The sequence below is a fragment of the Azospirillum palustre genome (assembly GCF_002573965.1).
Classification (GTDB): Bacteria; Pseudomonadota; Alphaproteobacteria; order Azospirillales; family Azospirillaceae; genus Azospirillum; species Azospirillum palustre.
Genome location: NZ_PDKW01000043.1, coordinates 1,657,342 through 1,673,429, shown reverse-complemented (window position 1 = coordinate 1,673,429; position 16,088 = coordinate 1,657,342). Strand labels below are relative to the sequence as shown.

The 16,088-nt window shown below is 71.3% G+C and carries 12 protein-coding genes; 8 read left to right on the top strand and 4 right to left on the bottom strand.

What is annotated here, in order from left to right; all coding sequences use genetic code 11:
- Positions 1–13: 13 nt before the first annotated feature.
- Positions 14–1,225 carry an ATP-binding response regulator gene (locus CRT60_RS30185; protein ID WP_098740135.1) on the top strand — a complete coding sequence of 404 codons (1,212 nt, stop codon included), beginning with the start codon at positions 14–16 and terminating at the stop codon, positions 1,223–1,225.
- Between the two features lie 18 nt (positions 1,226–1,243).
- Here the strand turns inward: CRT60_RS30185 and CRT60_RS30180 are convergent, their stop codons facing one another.
- A complete protein-coding gene (locus CRT60_RS30180) occupies positions 1,244–1,561 on the bottom strand; it encodes a hypothetical protein (protein WP_098740134.1) in 318 nt (105 codons plus the stop codon).
- Positions 1,562–1,691: 130 nt separating this feature from the next.
- Here CRT60_RS30180 and cutA point away from each other — a divergent pair, with 130 nt between their 5' ends.
- From cutA to CRT60_RS30165, 3 genes are all read left to right on the top strand, one after another.
- The gene (gene cutA, locus CRT60_RS30175) at positions 1,692–2,048 is read left to right on the top strand and encodes a divalent-cation tolerance protein CutA (RefSeq protein WP_098740133.1); all 357 of its coding nucleotides are present in this window, start codon (positions 1,692–1,694) and stop codon (positions 2,046–2,048) included.
- A 158-nt stretch (positions 2,049–2,206) separates the two neighbouring features.
- Entirely contained in the window at positions 2,207–3,445 is a 1,239-nt protein-coding gene (locus CRT60_RS30170) for a molybdopterin molybdotransferase MoeA (protein ID WP_098740132.1), read from the top strand.
- On the top strand, positions 3,442–4,347 hold the full coding sequence (locus tag CRT60_RS30165; RefSeq protein ID WP_098740131.1) for a LysR family transcriptional regulator: 906 nt from the start codon (positions 3,442–3,444) through the stop codon (positions 4,345–4,347). Before CRT60_RS30170 ends, CRT60_RS30165 begins: the two co-directional genes overlap by 4 nt.
- Before the next feature lie 10 nt (positions 4,348–4,357).
- Here CRT60_RS30165 and CRT60_RS30160 read toward each other — a convergent pair whose 3' ends face one another.
- Together CRT60_RS30160 and CRT60_RS30155 are read right to left on the bottom strand one after the other, a co-directional pair.
- Positions 4,358–5,716: a PepSY-associated TM helix domain-containing protein gene (locus CRT60_RS30160; RefSeq protein ID WP_098740130.1), complete on the bottom strand. Its 1,359-nt coding sequence runs from the start codon at positions 5,714–5,716 to the stop codon at positions 4,358–4,360.
- A gap of 51 nt (positions 5,717–5,767) precedes the next feature.
- Positions 5,768–6,178 carry a hypothetical protein gene (locus CRT60_RS30155; RefSeq protein WP_098740129.1) on the bottom strand — a complete coding sequence of 137 codons (411 nt, stop codon included), beginning with the start codon at positions 6,176–6,178 and terminating at the stop codon, positions 5,768–5,770.
- Between the two features lie 202 nt (positions 6,179–6,380).
- Here CRT60_RS30155 and CRT60_RS30150 point away from each other — a divergent pair, with 202 nt between their 5' ends.
- Complete coding sequence (locus CRT60_RS30150; protein WP_098740128.1) at positions 6,381–11,597, top strand: alpha-2-macroglobulin family protein; 5,217 nt, start codon at positions 6,381–6,383, stop codon at positions 11,595–11,597.
- Between the two features lie 18 nt (positions 11,598–11,615).
- On the top strand, positions 11,616–13,685 hold the full coding sequence (gene pbpC, locus CRT60_RS30145; RefSeq protein ID WP_098741101.1) for a penicillin-binding protein 1C: 2,070 nt from the start codon (positions 11,616–11,618) through the stop codon (positions 13,683–13,685).
- A 4-nt stretch (positions 13,686–13,689) separates the two neighbouring features.
- Here pbpC and CRT60_RS30140 read toward each other — a convergent pair whose 3' ends face one another.
- Positions 13,690–13,899 carry a hypothetical protein gene (locus tag CRT60_RS30140; protein WP_098740127.1) on the bottom strand — a complete coding sequence of 70 codons (210 nt, stop codon included), beginning with the start codon at positions 13,897–13,899 and terminating at the stop codon, positions 13,690–13,692.
- Positions 13,900–14,085: 186 nt separating this feature from the next.
- On the opposite strand from CRT60_RS30140, the gene CRT60_RS30135 reads away from it, so the two are divergent.
- Positions 14,086–14,466 (top strand): hypothetical protein, encoded by a 381-nt coding sequence (locus tag CRT60_RS30135; RefSeq protein WP_098740126.1) that lies wholly within the window; start codon positions 14,086–14,088, stop codon positions 14,464–14,466.
- A gap of 70 nt (positions 14,467–14,536) precedes the next feature.
- Positions 14,537–16,072 (top strand): multicopper oxidase family protein, encoded by a 1,536-nt coding sequence (locus CRT60_RS30130; protein ID WP_098740125.1) that lies wholly within the window; start codon positions 14,537–14,539, stop codon positions 16,070–16,072.
- The last annotated feature ends 16 nt before the right edge of the window (positions 16,073–16,088 follow it).

Below are 16,088 nucleotides of genomic sequence, written 5' to 3'. Positions count from 1 at the left end.
CCGTGGTCGAAGCATGAGTCTCATTCATCGCCTTCAGTCGCTGGAAGCGGAGCGCGATGCCGCCCGGGAGGAAGCCGAGCGCGCCAATCTCGCCAAGTCGAAGTTCCTGGCCGCCGCCAGCCACGACCTCCGCCAGCCGCTCCAGGCTTTGTTTTTCCTGTCCGCAGCCCTTGCCCGGCATGTCGGCGACCACAGCGGCCGCGACCTGCTGTCCCGGCTCGACCAGGGGCTCGACACCATGAAGGGCCTGCTGGACGGGCTGCTGGAGGTGTCGCGCCTGGAGGCGGGGGTGGTGACGCCGGTTCTCGACACCTTCGACATCGGCGAACTGACGGACGCGCTCGACGCCGCCTATGGCGAGCAGGCGACCGCCAAGGGGCTGGTCTGGCGGGTGGAGAGCTGCGAGGCGGTCCTGCGCAGCGACCGCGGGCTGTTGATGCAGCTGCTGCGCAATCTGGTCGACAATGCGCTGCGCTACACCGAGGCCGGGGCGATCCGCATCCGCTGCCGCATCGACGCCGGGCCGGACGGCGACCGGCTGGCCATCGAGGTGCAGGACACCGGCATCGGCATCCCGCCCGAACATCTCGACCGCATCTTCGAGGAATTCCATCAGGTCGGCAATCCGGAGCGCGACCGGCTGCGCGGGCTCGGGCTCGGGCTGGCCATCGTGCGGCGGCTGTCGCAGCTGCTCGACCATCCGGTCGAGGTCCGTTCGGTGCATGGGCAGGGCTCCGCCTTCCGCGTCCTGGTGCCGCTGGCGCCGGCCCGCTTCCTCGCCGGCCGGGCAGGGGGGCCGGAGCGGCCGCCGTCCATCGACCGCCCGCGCCTTGCCGTGGTGGTCGATGACGACGCGGTGGTGCTGCTCGGCTTGCAGACGGTGCTGACCGAATGGGGGTTCCGCGTCGTCGCCGCAGACAGCGCCGACCGGGCGATGGACCGGCTGGAGTCGCTGGGACGGGTGCCGGACATCGTCATCGCCGATTACCGGCTGCGCGAGGGGCGGGTCGGCACCGAGGTGATCCGCCGGGTGCGCGCCCGCTACGGCGCCGAGGTCCCGGCCCTGATCCTGACCGGGGAGACCGGCGCCGACACGCTGGCCGACGCCTCGGCCCATGGCGTGGCGATCCTGCACAAGCCGGTGACCCCGCGCCAGCTCCAGGCCGAGGTCGACCGCCAGCTGCGGATCAAGCGCGTGAACGGCATCGCGCAGGCCGCGCAGTAGCTCCGCTCACGCAGCGCCTTAAATCAGCGCACCCTGCCGCACATCGGCCTCCGCCTCGTCGGCCGGGGCGGCATCGCCGTGGTCATGCCCGCCCAGCGCGGTGCGGCCGGCCTCCGTCAGGCGGCAGACCAGCCAGTCCGGCTTCAGCGGATTGTCGAACCAGCGCTCCGCCCATCCCGCCTTCAGGCAGGCCTCCACCGTCGGCTTCTTCACGCGCTGCCCGCGCTCGTCGAACAGCGGCAGCTTGCCGCCCGGCTGGTCCAGACCGCGGCGCAGCCATGCCCCCTGAACGTCGGACGGGGTGCTGCGGGACGGGGAACGGCGGGGCTTTGCCATGGGACGGGCTGCTCTTGCGGATACGGGAACGGACAGGAAAGTCGCCGGCCCCGGCGGGGGCTGTGGCAAAGTGCGGGCATCCTACGCGAAAGCGCGGGACAGGTGCATCGAAAAGGAGGGAGCCTTCCCCATGCCGGAGAACAGCCCGGAAACCAGCCCCGATCCCGATGGGGAGGGCCTCGTCTTCGCCTACATCACCGCCGGCTCGAAGGAGGAGGCCCTGCGCATCGGCCGCAGCCTGGTGGAGGAGCGGCTGGCCGCCTGTGCCAACGTGCTGGACGGCATGACCTCCGTCTATCGCTGGAACGGCGCGGTGGAGCAGGCCGACGAAGCGGTGCTGATCGCCAAGACCCGATCCTCGCTGTTCGACCGCCTGACGGCGCGGGTGCGCGAGCTGCACGGCTATGACACGCCCTGCGTCGTCGAACTGGCGGTCGGGCGCGGCAACCCGGCCTATCTCGACTGGCTGCGGGCGGAGACCGCCTGAGGCGCCGCAATACAGGAATATCCAAACAGAGCCTTGACGCCGATCAAAGGCAGGGGTTGCAGTTGGCGATAGGAAAGGCGCCGGCCTGACCGCCACTCGACCGGCGCTCCTCATCCCGGCCCATTCACACCGGCCTCTTCTTCAAGGACATCGAGATCATGGACGATTGCTCCGCACACGGCCCCATACCCCTGTCGCTGGACGAGGCGGTCGCCCGCGTAGCACGGGGCTATGGCGCGGTGACCGGGACGGAGGAGGTGCCGCTGCGCCGCGCGCTCGGCCGCGTTCTGGCGGAAGAGGTGGTGGCGCCGGTCAACGTGCCGCCGGCCGACGTCTCGGCCATGGACGGCTGGGCCTTTCCCGCCGAGGCGGGGGAGGGCTTCCGGCGGCTGGACGTCGTCGGGCGGGTTCCGGCCGGATCGAAATTCGACGGCACGGTCGCGGCGGGGCAGGCGGTGCGCATCTTCACCGGCGCGCCGGTCCCGGCCGGGGTCGACACCGTGGCGATGCAGGAGGATTGCCGGACCGACGGCGACGCCGTGCTGGTCCCGGCCTCGCTGAAGCGCGGCTCCAACATCCGGCTGGCGGGCGAGGACATGACCGCCGGTGCGGTGGTGCTGCAACCCGGCCAGCGCCTGCGCGCGCAGGAGGTCGGGCTCGCCGCCGCGGTCGGCCGCTCCGCCCTGACGGTGCGCAAGCGGCTGACCGTCGTGCTGTTCTCCACCGGCGACGAGTTGCGCGAGCCGGGGACGCCGAAGCCCGACCATGCCATCTATGACGCCAACCGCTACACGCTGGCGGCACAGCTCGATGCGCTGGGGGTGGAGGTGCGCGACCTCGGCATCCTGCCCGACCGGCCGGACGCCACCCGCACGGCACTGGCCGAGGCCGCCGGCACCGCCGACCTGATCGTCACCAGCGGCGGCGTGTCGGTCGGCGAGGAGGATCATGTCAAGGCGGCGGTCAATGCGCTGGGCGGGATCGACCTGTGGACGCTGGCGATCAAGCCGGGCAAGCCGCTGGCGCTCGGCCGGGTCGGCGACACGCCCTTCCTCGGGCTGCCCGGCAATCCGGTGTCGGCGATGGTGACCTTCCTGCTGGTCGGCCGGCCGCTGGTCCTGCGCCTGTCGGGCGCCAGCGGCATCGCCACGCCGCGCAGCCTGGTGGTCGCCGACTTCACCTTCACCAAGAAGCCCGGCCGCCGCGAGTTCCTGCGCGCCCGGCTGGAGCGCGGCGCCGACGGCCGCCCGGTCGCCGTGAAGTTCCCCAGCAACAGCTCCGGCGTGCTGACCTCGATGGTCGAGGCCGACGGGCTGGTCGACATGCCGGCGGAGGCCACGGCGGTGCGGCCCGGCGATCTGGTCGATTTCCTGCCCTTCACCGGCCTGTTCGCGTGACGCTGGAGCAGCTGCGCATCTTCGCCACGGTGGCGGAGATGCTGCACTTCACCCGTGCGGCGGAGGTTCTGCACCTGTCCCAGCCGGCGGTCAGCGCCGCCATCGCCGCGCTGGAGGCGGAGCATGGCCTGCGCCTGTTCGACCGCATCGGCCGCCGGGTCGAGCTGACCGCGGCCGGCGACCTGCTGCACGCCCAGGCCCGCGCCATCCTGGCGAAGGTCGAGGAGGCCGGCACGATGCTGGCCGAGCTGTCCGGCCTGTCGCGCGGCGCGTTGCGGCTGGCGGCGAGCCAGACCGTCGGCAACCATTGGTTGGCGCCAAGGCTGCTGCGCTTCGCCGCCGCCTATCCCGGCATCCGCGTGGATCTGTCCATCGGCAACACCGAACAGGTGGCCGAGGCGGTGCGCGATGGCCGCGCCGAACTCGGCATCGTCGAAGGGGCGGTGGCCGAGTCGGCGCTGGTCAGCGAACCCATCGAGGGCGACCGGCTGCGGCTGGTGGTCGGCGCCGGCCACCCCTGGGCCGGGCTGGGGCGGGTCGGGCGCGAGGAGATGGCCGCCGGGCGCTGGATCCAGCGCGAACCCGGTTCCGGCACCCGCGCGCTGTTCGAGGCGGCGATGCGCGGGGTGGGGCTGGCCCCCGACGCGCTCGATGTGGCGATGACCTTGCCCGGCGGCGGGGTGATCCGGGCGGCGCTGCTTGCCGGCGTCGGGGCGAGCGTGCTGTCCGACCTGATCGTCGCCGAGGATCTGGCGGCGGGGCGGATCGTCGCGCTGGATGGGCTGGACCTGCCGGCCCGGCCCTTCCATCTGCTGCGGCACCGCGACCGCTACCGCAGCATCGCCGAACGGGCGTTCGTGCGCAGCGTGCTGGAAGCCGGGCAGGCGCCGGCTTCCAACTGACGAACAGGTCTCAGGCCGTCCGCAGGGCGCGGGTCCCATAACCGGCCAATTCGATGGCGGCGAAGGCGAGCATCGAAATACCCACCATCGGGAAGAACAGGCCGCCGGCAACCGCGATCAGGATCAGTCCCTTCGGCACGGTCCGGCCCGCCGGCAGGCGCGGCGCGCCCAGGCTGCCGGCCGGCCGGCGCTTCCACCACATCACGACGCCGGACACCGTCAGCCCCACCATCGCCACCAGGGCCGCGAGCAGCACCAGCTGGTTCGCCAGCCCGAAGGCCTGGCCCATGTGGATGCCGACCCCCCATTCCGCCAGCCGGCCGAACAGGCCCAGATCCTTCAGCTGCATGTCGAACAGCACCGTGCCGCTGTACTGGTCGAGATGGACTACCCGTTCCAGGCTGACGTCGTCGGGATAGACGGAGGCGGTGAAGACGCCGTCCGGCTTGCCCGGGATGGCGATTGCATAGCCCGGCGCCATGCCCAACGCCTCGACCGTCCGCACCACGTCGTCCAGCTTGGCGGGAACCCCGGCCGCCGCCGTGGACAGCGGCACCGGCTGGTTCTCCACGATCCAGGGGGCACGGTCGATGGTGTCCTTCAGCGGGACGGTCGAGACCGGGTATTTGTCCCAATAACCGTCGGGCATGCCCATGCCGACCGCATAGGCAGCGGCGTAGAACTGCTTGCCCCAATAGCCCGACCAGGGCAGCCCGGTCATCGCCAGGAAGACGATGAAGACACTGACGAAGAGTCCGGTGACGGCATGCAGGTCGCGCCAGAACACGCGCTTGCCCGGCCCTCCGCGCACGGTGACGACACCGCCTTTCTGCTGACCGCGCGGCCACCAGAGATAGAGGCCCGACGCGGTCATCAGCACCATCCAGCCGGCCACCCCCTCGACGATGCGCTCCGCGAACCAGCCGGCATATTGCAGGCTGTGCAGCTTGCGCACGACATACATGGTCGGCGATCCGGCAAAGCCGCCGTCCCACAGGCTGCCCAGCACGCGGCCGCTGTAGGGATCGACATAGACGACGTCCTTCATCCCGTCGGCACCGAGGATCTTCACTTCGGCCGGGCGGTCGGGCGCTGCGGGCGCGCCATACCCCTTGAGCGTGCCGGGATGGGCCTCCAGCGCCCTGGCGACCAGGGCGGAGGGAGCCAGCCGCTCCGTCGCCTGCGGTGCCACGCGGCGCAGGTCGCGGTGCAGCCCGTCGTTGATCTCGTCCTTGAACAGATAGAGGGCGCCGGTCACGCAGAGCAGGATGACGATGGGGGCGCAGATCAGCCCGGCGAAGAAGTGCCAGCGCCACAGCGCACGGTAAAGGGCAGAGCCGATGGCTCCGCCTTGCAGAGTTTGCGTCATGATTGGTCCAGTCGGTCGTCGCGATGCGGGTTCGCCCGGCAGGCGGGCGGGTCAGTGCGTCGGATGACGGCCGGATGGCGGGGCTTGCGACTGGAAGGGCTTGAGCGGCTTCGGGCGGTGCGGCTGACCGGGCTCCGGCATCTCCGCCGGCAGCAGCGGCAGCGCCGGCAGGACCAGCATCTGCACCGCCGGCAGCAGGACGAGGAACTGTCCGAGCCAGCTGCAGGGCAGATGGAGCGGCGGCAGGTCGGGCTTCTCGCTCTGCCCGCCATCCGGCAGCGGCAGCCCGTCATGGTCCGCCGGCAGATAGACCAGCTCGCTGCCGGTGCAGATCGCGACATAGCCGTCGCGGTCGGCGGCGCCGGCATAGGGTGCGGCAAGGCGAACGAACAGGCTGAGGCCGAGCGCGAGTGCAAGCGCCAGCCCCCACCGTTCCTGCAGCCTGCGGCACTGAGCCAGCATCGGTTTCCGTTCGTCCTACAGCCCGAAAGCCTTCGACCGTTATCCGATCCTCGGCCAGCCGACAAGTGCCGGTGGAAGTGGCGTGCTCGACAAGCGTGGTGGTAACCATACAGCCGAACGGTACATCGGCGGTTCGCCATATCGCCATGCCCAGGTTATCGGCGCTATAACCGGGCGATCCCGCTTCCGGTTGTAAGGCGACATGATGGCACGGCTGTTGACGCTGCTTTGGGTTCTGGTGGTGATGGCGATGACGGCCGGCCCGGTCCGCGCCGACTATACGCCGCCCGGCGCCCTTTCCGACGCTTCCGCCTATGCCAACGGGCTGCTGCTGAAATCGCCGCCGCAGCCGAAGCCGCAGGTGATCGCCGATCTGCTGAAGCAGGCGCGCGCCGCCCGCGACCGCAAGGACATCGCCGGTGCCATCCAGGCCTATGAGAAGACGATCACCCAGGGCGGCGGCTCGCCGTCGGTCTGGCTGGAGCTGAGCGCCGCCTGGCAGGCAGCCACCCCGCCCAACCGGGACCGCGCGCTGCAAAGCGCCGTGATGGCCGGCCAGTTCAACCCGAAGGACGAGGAGCGGGTCGCCATCCTCTGGCGCATCGCCACCCTGATGGACGAGGCCTTCGGCAAGCCGGACGAGGCGGTCAAGGCGCTGCGGTCGATCCAGGAGATCGCGCCGAAGATGGAGGCCGCGACCCTCGACACCCAGGCGCCGAAGCTGGAGGAGCGCATCACAGCACTCCGCCGCAAGGCCGGGCTGGTGATGACCGGCGTCACCGTCAATGCGGAGGGCAGCAGCCCGCGCGTCTGCTTCCAGTTCAGCGACCGGCTGAGCAGCAGGCAGGGCGTGCGCTTCGACGACTATGTCCGGGTGGAGCCGGCGACCAAGACCGCCATCGAGACGCGGGACAACAGCCTGTGCCTGCGCGGCGTCACCCATGGCTCCGGCTACACCGTCACCCTGCGCCAGGGGCTGCCCGGCGAGGACGGCGTGAACCTGAAGGCCGACGAGACCCAGCGCGTGCGCGTGCCCGACCGGCCGTCGATGGCGGCCTTCCGCGGCTCGGCCTATATCCTGCCGCGCAAGGGCGCCGACGGCATCCCGGTGGTCAGCGTCAACACCGACCGGCTCGACGTGTCGGTCTACCGCATCGCCGAACGCGCCCTGGTGTCCAACAAGTATGAAGGCAACATCTTCAACGAGCTGACCAGCTACTCCGCCGACCGGCTGGCCCAGGAAAACGGCGAGCTGGTGTGGTCCGGCTCGCTGGAGGTTAAGGGGGAGCGCAACCGCGACACCACCGCGGCGATCCCGTTCCGCCAGGCTGTCGGCGACGATCCCAAGGCCGGCCTCTATGTCGTCACCGCCCGCCCGCACGACGTGGAGGAGTCCGACCGCTGGGATGCGCTGGCGACCCAGTGGGTGCTGCTGTCCGACATCGGCCTGACCAGCTTCCGCGGCGCCGACGGGGTGACCGTCTTCGCCCGCTCCTTCGGCACGGCCAAGCCGCTGCCGGGGGTGGATGTCGCCCTGGTCGCCCGCAACAACACCGAACTGGCCCGCGTCAAGACCGACGAGTTCGGCCGCGCCCGCTTCGCCCCCGGCCTGTTGAAGACCGGCGGCAACGCGCCCGAGATGGCGATGGCCTATCTCGGCACCGATTTCGCCATGCAGGATCTGACCGGCGCCGCCTTCGACCTCAGCGACCGTGGGGTCGGCGGGCGTCCGGCGCCGGGGCCGATGGACGCCTTCGTCTATGCCGACCGCGGCGTCTACCGCCAGGGCGAGACGGTGAACCTGTCGATCCTGCTGCGCGACGACAAGACCGAGGCGGTCGACAATTTCCCGCTGACGGTGAAGGTCCTGCGTCCCAGCGGCACCGAATATTACAGCGGCGCGCTGAAAGGCCAGGAGGCCGGCGGCTTCTTCCTGCCGCTGACCCTGACCCGCACCGCGCCGCTCGGCGGCTGGGAGGTGCAGGTCTACAGCGACCCGAAGGGCGAGCCGATCGGCCGCGGCTCCTTCCAGGTCGAGGATTTCGTGCCGATCAAGCTGGCGCTCGACGTGACGGCCAGCGCGCCGATCCTGGTGCCGGGCCAGCCCTTCGAGGTGACGGCGCAGGGCCGCTTCCTCTACGGCCCGCCGGCCGCCGGGCTGGACGGCACCGCCGAGGTGGCGCTGAAGACCGACCCGATGCCCTATCCGGCCTTCAAGGACTATCGCTTCGGCCGCGTGCAGGACAATCCGACCGAGCGGCTCGACCCGCTGGAATTCCCGACCACCGACGAGCAGGGCGTGTCGCACATCGCCGTGACCCTGCCGGAGGTGCCGGACACCAGCAAGCCGCTGCGCGCCGACATCCGCGTCACCCTGTCCGAGCCGGGCGGACGCCCGGTCCACAAGTCGGTCAGCGTGCCGGTGCGGCCCAAGACCCATGCGCTGGGCCTGCGCCCGCGCTTCTCCGACGGGCGTGTCGGCGAGGGTGGCGAGGCTGCCTTCGACCTCGTCGCCGTGGCGCCGGACGGCAGCGCCGTCGCCAAGCCCGGCATCAAATGGGAACTGGTCGAGGAACGGGTGTCCTTCGTCTGGTTCCGCCGCGATGGCCGCTACAGCTACAACGCGACGGTGCGCGACATCCCGCTGGCCTCGGGCAGCGTCGATGTCGCCGCCGACAAGCCGGCGCTGGTGGCGCTCGGCAAGCGCGACTTCGGCCGCTACCGGCTGGAGGTGACGGACAAGGCGGCGGGCGTTGCCAGCTCCTACCGCTTCTATTCCGGCTGGGCGAGCGGCGACGAGACCGCCGACATCCCGGACAAGCTGGAGGTCTCCACCGACAAGCAGTCCTACAAGCCGGGTGAGACCGCCCGCATCCGCGTGGCGCCGCCCTTCGCCGGCGAGCTGCTGGTGACGGTGGCGACCGACCGCATCTTCGACGTGCGCACCATTTCGGTTCCGGCCGAAGGGGCGACGGTGGAGATCCCGGTCGATGCCGCCTGGGGTCCGGGCGCCTATGTTACCGCCACCGCCTACCGCCCGCCGGTCAAGGGCCGCGAGCGTCAGCCGGTGCGCGCCATGGGCGTCGCCTGGGTCGGCGTCGATCCGTCTGTGCGCACCATGACCGTCGCGCTCGACGCGCCGCAGGTGATGCGCCCGCGCAGCCGGCTGGAGGTTGGGGTGAAGGTTGCCGCCGCCGATGGCGGGAAGATCGAGGACACCTATGTCACGCTGGCCGCGGTGGACGAAGGCATCCTGCGCCTGACCGACTTCACCAGCCCGCAGCCGGAGAAGCATTATTTCGGCAAGCGCCGGCTGGGGCTGGACATCCGCGACGATTACGGCCGGCTGATCGACCCGCTCGACGGCCCCTATGGCGCCATGCGCCAGGGCGGCGATTCGAGCGGCGCCGGGCTGCCGGTGGTGCCCTTCACCGTGGTCTCGCTGTTCCATGGGCCGGTGAAGGTCGGCGCCGACGGCACCGCCCGCATCGGCTTCGACGTGCCGGACTTCAACGGCGAGCTTCGTCTGATGGCGGTGGTCTACAGCCGCGGCCGCGTCGGTTCCGCCGCCGGGCCGGTGACGGTGCGCGATCCGCTGGTGGCAGACGCCATCCTGCCGCGCTTCCTCGCCCCCGGCGACGACAGCCGAGTCACCCTGTCGCTCCACAATGTCGAGGCGGCGGCCGGCACCTACGAGGTCGCCGTCACCGCCCAGGACGCGGTGGCGGTGGAGGGTGGCACCCTCTCCGTCCCGCTGGCGAAGGGTGAGCGCAAGACGCTGGTGGTGCCGCTGAAGGGCGTCGCCGCTGGCATCGGCCATGTCGCCGTCGCGGTGAAGGGGCCGGAAAATCTGGCGCTGAACCACGACTATGGCATCACCGTCCGCCCGGCGCGTTCGGTGGAGACCCAGTTCGTCACCCGCCAGATCGCGCCCGGCGAGAGCGTCCGCTTCGACGGGGCGGAGCTTGCCACCTATCTGCCGGGAACCACCAACTGGTCGGCCAGCTTCACCACGGCACCGCCCTTCGACGTGGCCGGCATCCTGCGGGCGCTCGACCGCTACCCGTTCGGCTGCCTGGAGCAGACGGTCAGCCGCGCGCTGCCGCTGCTGGTGGTGCGCGACGTGGAGCTGGCGCTGGGCAAGGACCGCAAGCCCGACGACGGGCTGGAGGCGCGGGTCCAGCAGGCGATCTCCCGCACGCTGGACAAGCAGCGCTTCGATGGCGCCTTCGGCCTGTGGGGGGCCAATGACGAGGCCGACGGCTGGCTGACCGCCTACGCCGCCGAGTTCCTCGTCCGTGCCAAGCAGAAGGGCGAGGCGGTTCCCGACAAGCCCTTGACCGACGCCCTGAACTGGCTGCGCCAGCGCGCCATCGCCAGCGCGTCGGAGCCGGGGGATCTGGCGGTGCGCGCCTATGCCCTGCACACGCTGGCGCTGGCCGGCGTCTCGCTTCCGGGCCCGGCGCGCTACCTGCACGACACCGCGCTGGAGAAGCTGCCGACGCCGCTCGCCAAGGGGCAGCTGGGCGCGGCGCTGGCCCGCATGGGCGACCAGGAGCGGGCGGCCAGCGCCTTCGACAGCGCGGTCGGCCATCTGGCGCGCGAGGAATGGCATGTCGATTACGGCTCCACCGTCCGCGACTCTGCCGCACTGGTGGCGCTGATGACCGAGGTCAACATGGCGGGCACCCGCATCCCGGCGCTGATCGACCGTCTGCCCGCCTCCGCCACCGCCGCCAACCGCACCAACACGCAGGAAAAGGCGTGGTCGGTGCTGGCCGCCGACGCGCTGCTGCGCGGCGCGCCGGCCAAGGCGGAGATGACGCTGGGCGGTGCGAAGAAGGACGGCGCGCGGGTCGATCTGACCCCGACGCTGGCCCAGCTGAAGGCCGGCATCCCGGTCGCCAACGCCGGCAAGGCGGCGGTGTGGCAGGCGGTGTCGCTGTCCGGCGTGCCGGTGGCGCCGCAGCCGGCGGCGCGCGAGGGGCTGCGCATCAAGCGCAACTTCTTCACCCGCAAGGGCGAGGTGCTGAACCTCGACACCATCAAGCAGAACGACGTGTTCGTCGTCGTGCTGGAGGGCGAGGCCAACACCAAGCTGTTCCACCAGGGCATGGTGACCCATGCGCTGCCCGCCGGCTGGGAGATCGAGAACGCCAAACTGGGCGGCGGCACGCCGGAGGAGATGGCGTGGTTGGGCGACCTGACCTACACCCGCACGACCGAGGCGCGCGACGACCGCTATGTCGCTGCGGTGGACCTGACGGAGGACCAGCAGACCTTCAAGCTGGCCTTCGTCGTCCGCGCCATCACCCCCGGCACCTACGAGCTGCCGGGTGCGACGGTTGAGGACATGTACAAGCCGCGCTTCTTCGCCCGCCAGACCACCGGGCGGATCACCGTCCGTCCGGCGGAGTGACGATTGGCGCCGGCTTGGGTGCGTAACGTCTGGGTAAGGCGGGCGGGAGTTGCGGCGGCGGTTGTCGCCGCCCTGGTCGGGACGGCGCTGCTGCTCGACCGGCTGTTCCCGCCGCCGCTGGACCGGCTGGCCGACCTGTCGGTGACGGTCACCGACCGCAAGGGCCAGCCGCTGCGCGTCTTCACCAATGCGGCCGGCGCGTGGCGGCTGCCGGCGACGGTGGACGATGTCTCGCCGCTGTTCGTCGAGCTGCTGCTGGCCTATGAGGACCGCCGCTTCGAAAGCCATGCCGGCGTCGATCCGCTGGCGGTGCTGCGCGCGGCGGGGCAGAATCTGGGGGCGGGGCGGGTGGTCTCCGGCGCTTCCACCATCACCATGCAGGTCGCCCGCCTGCTGGAGCCCCGGCCACGGACCTTCACCGCCAAGCTGATCGAGGCGGCGCGGGCGGCCCAGCTGGAATGGCGCTACGGCAAGCGCGACATCCTCGGCATGTATCTGACGCTCGCCCCCTATGGCGGCAACATCGAAGGCATCCGCGCCGCCTCGCTGATGCTGCTGGGCAAGGCGCCGGCCGAGCTGGATGCGGCGGAAGCGGCGCTGCTGGTCTCGCTGCCGCAATCGCCTTCCCACCTGCGCCCCGACCGCTATCCGGAGCGGGCGCAGGCGGCCCGCGACAAGGTGCTGGACCGGGTGGCCGAATCCGGCACGCTGCCGCCCAAGGCGGTGGCCGAAGCCAAGACCCTGCCGGTGCCCTCGGCCCGCCTGCCCCTGCCGGCCTCGGCTCCGCATCTGGCCGACCGGCTGCGCAACGCCAATCCCGGACGGGCGCAGATCGCCACCACCATCGACTGCACCCTGCAACAGGCGGTCGAGGCGCTGGGCCGGCGGACGGCGGAGACGCTGAACCCGCAGGCCGGGCTGGCGGTGCTGGTGGTGGACAACCGCGACCGCTCGGTGCTGGCCTATCTCGGCAGCCCCAACGCGCTGGACGAGACGCGGCAGGGACCGATCGACATGGTGCGCGCGGTGCGCTCGCCCGGATCGGCGCTGAAGCCCTTCATCTATGGGCTGGGCTTCGACGACGGCATCATCCACCCGCTGACCCAGATCGCCGACGTCTCCACCCGCTTCGGTGACTGGGCGCCGCGCAATTTCGACCGCAGCTTCACCGGCGACCTGACGGTGATGGAGGCGTTGCAGCGCTCGCTCAACGTGCCGGCGGTGCTGGTGCTCGACCGCGTCGGGCCGCTGCGCTTCGCCGAAGCCCTGCGCAAGGCCGGTGCCCGTCTGGTGCTGCCGGGCGGCACGACGCTGCCGGGGCTGCCGGTGGCGCTGGGCGGGGCGTCGATCAGCCTGTGGGACATGACGACGCTCTACAGCGGCTTGGCGCGCGACGGGCTGGTGGCGCCGCTGCGCGCCAGATCGGACGAGCCCGGCGGGGCGGAGCAGCGGCTGCTGTCGGCCACCGCAGCGCAGCAGGTCCGCGCCATCCTTGAAGGCTCGCCGCCGCCGCCGGGGGTGGTGCAGGCGCAGGAACTGCGCGGCAGCGGACCGGTGGCGCTGAAGACCGGCACCAGCTACGGCTTCCGCGACGCCTGGGCCTTCGGCGTCACCGGGCGCTACACCGTCGGCGTGTGGGTCGGGCGGCCGGACGGCACGCCCAGTCCTGACCATTACGGCCGCAACACCGCCGCCCCCCTGCTGTTCGAGGTGTTCGACCGGCTGCCGGCCGAGCGCGGCCGTCCCGCCGGCCCAGTCAGGAACGAGGCGCCGCCGGAATTGCTGCGCCATCTGCGGCCGGGGGAGGTCGAGCTGGCCGGGCCGCGCCAGACCGACCGGCTGCGCCTGACCTTCCCGGTCAGCGACATGGTGCTGGAGGCGCTCGGGCCGGATGGCAAGGGGGAGCCGATGACCCTGACCGCCGTCGGCGGGCGGCGCCCGCTGTCCTGGCTGATCGACGGGCGCCGCATCGCCCAGTCACCGATTGCGCGCGACGTGGTGTGGCGTCCGGACGGGCCGGGGGTGGTGCGGGTCACCGTGCTGGACGCCGACGGCCGCAGCGACAGCGCGACCTTCGAGATTCGCTGAAAAGCTAAGACGCGCGGCGCAGGCCGAAGGGGGCGTCGTCGCGCCCGCTCCACACCCGCGTGCGGACGCGCATCTGCTTCTGGCAGTCCACCGAGCAATAGAGTGGTGCCGGCCCCCGCGTGGACGGGCGGACGAAGGGGCGGCCGCAACAGGTGCAATGCAGCGGGCGGGTTGCGGTGTGCGGGAGGGTGGCCGGACGGGCGGGGGCGGACATCTCGGGAATGTTTTCTTGGTTTCGGGTGACGGCCAATATAGGGGCGGTGTGTTGCAGTTCCATGCTCGGGAAAACGCCTAGGACTGAATCGGTAGAGGCCCTGTCCGGCGGTCGGAGGCGGTTGACCGGCTCCGACCTACAGCCTATTTGAAAAGGCTGACACCAAGCGGGAGCGGTGCGGTGCCGATGCGCGTCGCCGACTGGATGCGGAGGCTGAGCGGGGTCACGGGAGCGCTGGTTCTCGCGATGCTCGGCCTGCTGCTGTGGTCGGGGGATGCCGCCGCCTCCTGTCCGCATGACGTGCCGGCCGCCGTGGCGGCGCATGGCGTGTCGCTTGCTATCGACTCGGGCGGAATGGATCACGGCCGCCCCGTGCCGGGCCGAACGCATCACGCGACGCAGCCCTGCTGCGCCGGCATGGCCTGCGCGCCCCTGGTCGTCGGCTTGCCGGGCGCCGGTCTGACGACCCCGGCCGGGTCGTCGGCGCTGCGCTTGGGTTGGTCGACCGGGCCTTTGCGCGAGGGGCTGGGGGTGCGGCCCGACCTGCCGCCGCCGCGGCTGGGATGATGCCGGCGCGCCGCCGGGTTTCCGCGGCGCTTTCTCCATCCCCTGTTCATCCGCTCCTTCGGAGTCCGTCATGACTCTCGCGCTTTCGCGCCGCCGCCTGCTGTCGGCGGCGGCTGCCGGCGGCTGTGCCGCCCTGCTCCCCGCTTTCCCGCGTTCCGCCTTTGCCGCCACTCCGCTGGAAGATGCAGTCCGCCTGACCGTCGACCGCCGCACGCTCGATGTGAACGGCAAGGCGGCCGGCGTGTTCGGCATCCGCCAGCCCGACGGCACCCCTGGGCTGACCCTCGATCCCGGCCGGCGCTTCGTCGTCGATCTCGCCAACCGGGCGGGCGAGGATGCGGTCATCCACTGGCACGGCCAGACGCCGCCCTATGTCCAGGACGGTGTCATCGACAAAAACCGCCCGGCGATCCGCAACGGCGAGTCGGTCCGTTACGACTTCGCGCCGCGCACCGGCACCCATTGGATGCACTCCCACCACGGGATGCAGGAACAGCTGCTGATGGCGGCCCCGCTGGTGGTCCGGAGCGCCGAGGATCTGCGCGCCGACGAGCAGGAGGTGACAATCCTGCTGCACGACTTCACCTTCCGCGACCCGGCGGAGCTGCTGGCCTCCCTGGGCGCGCCGGCCGGCGGAATGGCGCATGGCGGGCATGGCCAGATGGGTCAGGGCCAGATGGATCACGGCTCCATGGGCAATGGCGCCATGAATCACGGCGCGATGAACCACGGCTCGATGGATCACGGGCAAGCGGGCCATGACATGAGCGGCATGGCCGGCGGCATGGCGATGGACCTGAACGACGTCGAGTACGACGCCTACCTCGCCAACGACCGCACACTCGCCGACCCCGAGGTCGTGCGGGTGGAGCGGGGCGGGCGGGTGCGGCTGCGCATCATCAACGGCGCCACCTCGACCGCCTTCCATCTCGACCTCGGGCGGCTGACCGGGCAGGTGATCGCCGCCGACGGCAACCCGGTGCAGCCGGTTGCCGGCAGCCGCTTCGCCATGAGCATGGGCCAGCGGCTGGACATCCGCCTCACCCTACCGGCCGAGGGCGGCGCCTTCCCGATCCTGGCCCTGCGCGAGGGGGCGGTGCAGCGCACCGGCATCATCCTCGCCACCCCCGGTGCTGCGGTGGAGAAGGTCACGGCGGCCGGGGAGATGCAGACCGATCCGCTCGACCTGTCTTTGGAAAAGCAGCTGGTCGCCGTCTCACCGCTGGCGCAGCGTGCGGCCGACCTGACGCGGCGGATGCAACTGACCGGCTCGATGGCGCCCTATGTCTGGAGCCTGGACGGCCTGACCTTCGGCGCGCACCGGCCGCTGACGGTCCGCCAGGGACAACGGGTGGAGCTGACCTTCGAGAATGCGTCGATGATGGCCCATCCCATGCATCTGCACGGCCATCACTTCCAGGTGGTGGCGATAGACGGCCGGCCGGTGGCGGGGGCGGTGCGCGACACCGTCCTGGTGCCGATGATGGCCAGCGTCACCGTCGCCTTCGACGCCGACAACCCCGGCCGCTGGCCGCTGCACTGCCACAACCTGCTGCACATGGCGACGGGGATGATGACGGAGGTTGTCTACGAGGGGGTTGGGTGAGGGAGCGCCCCCAACC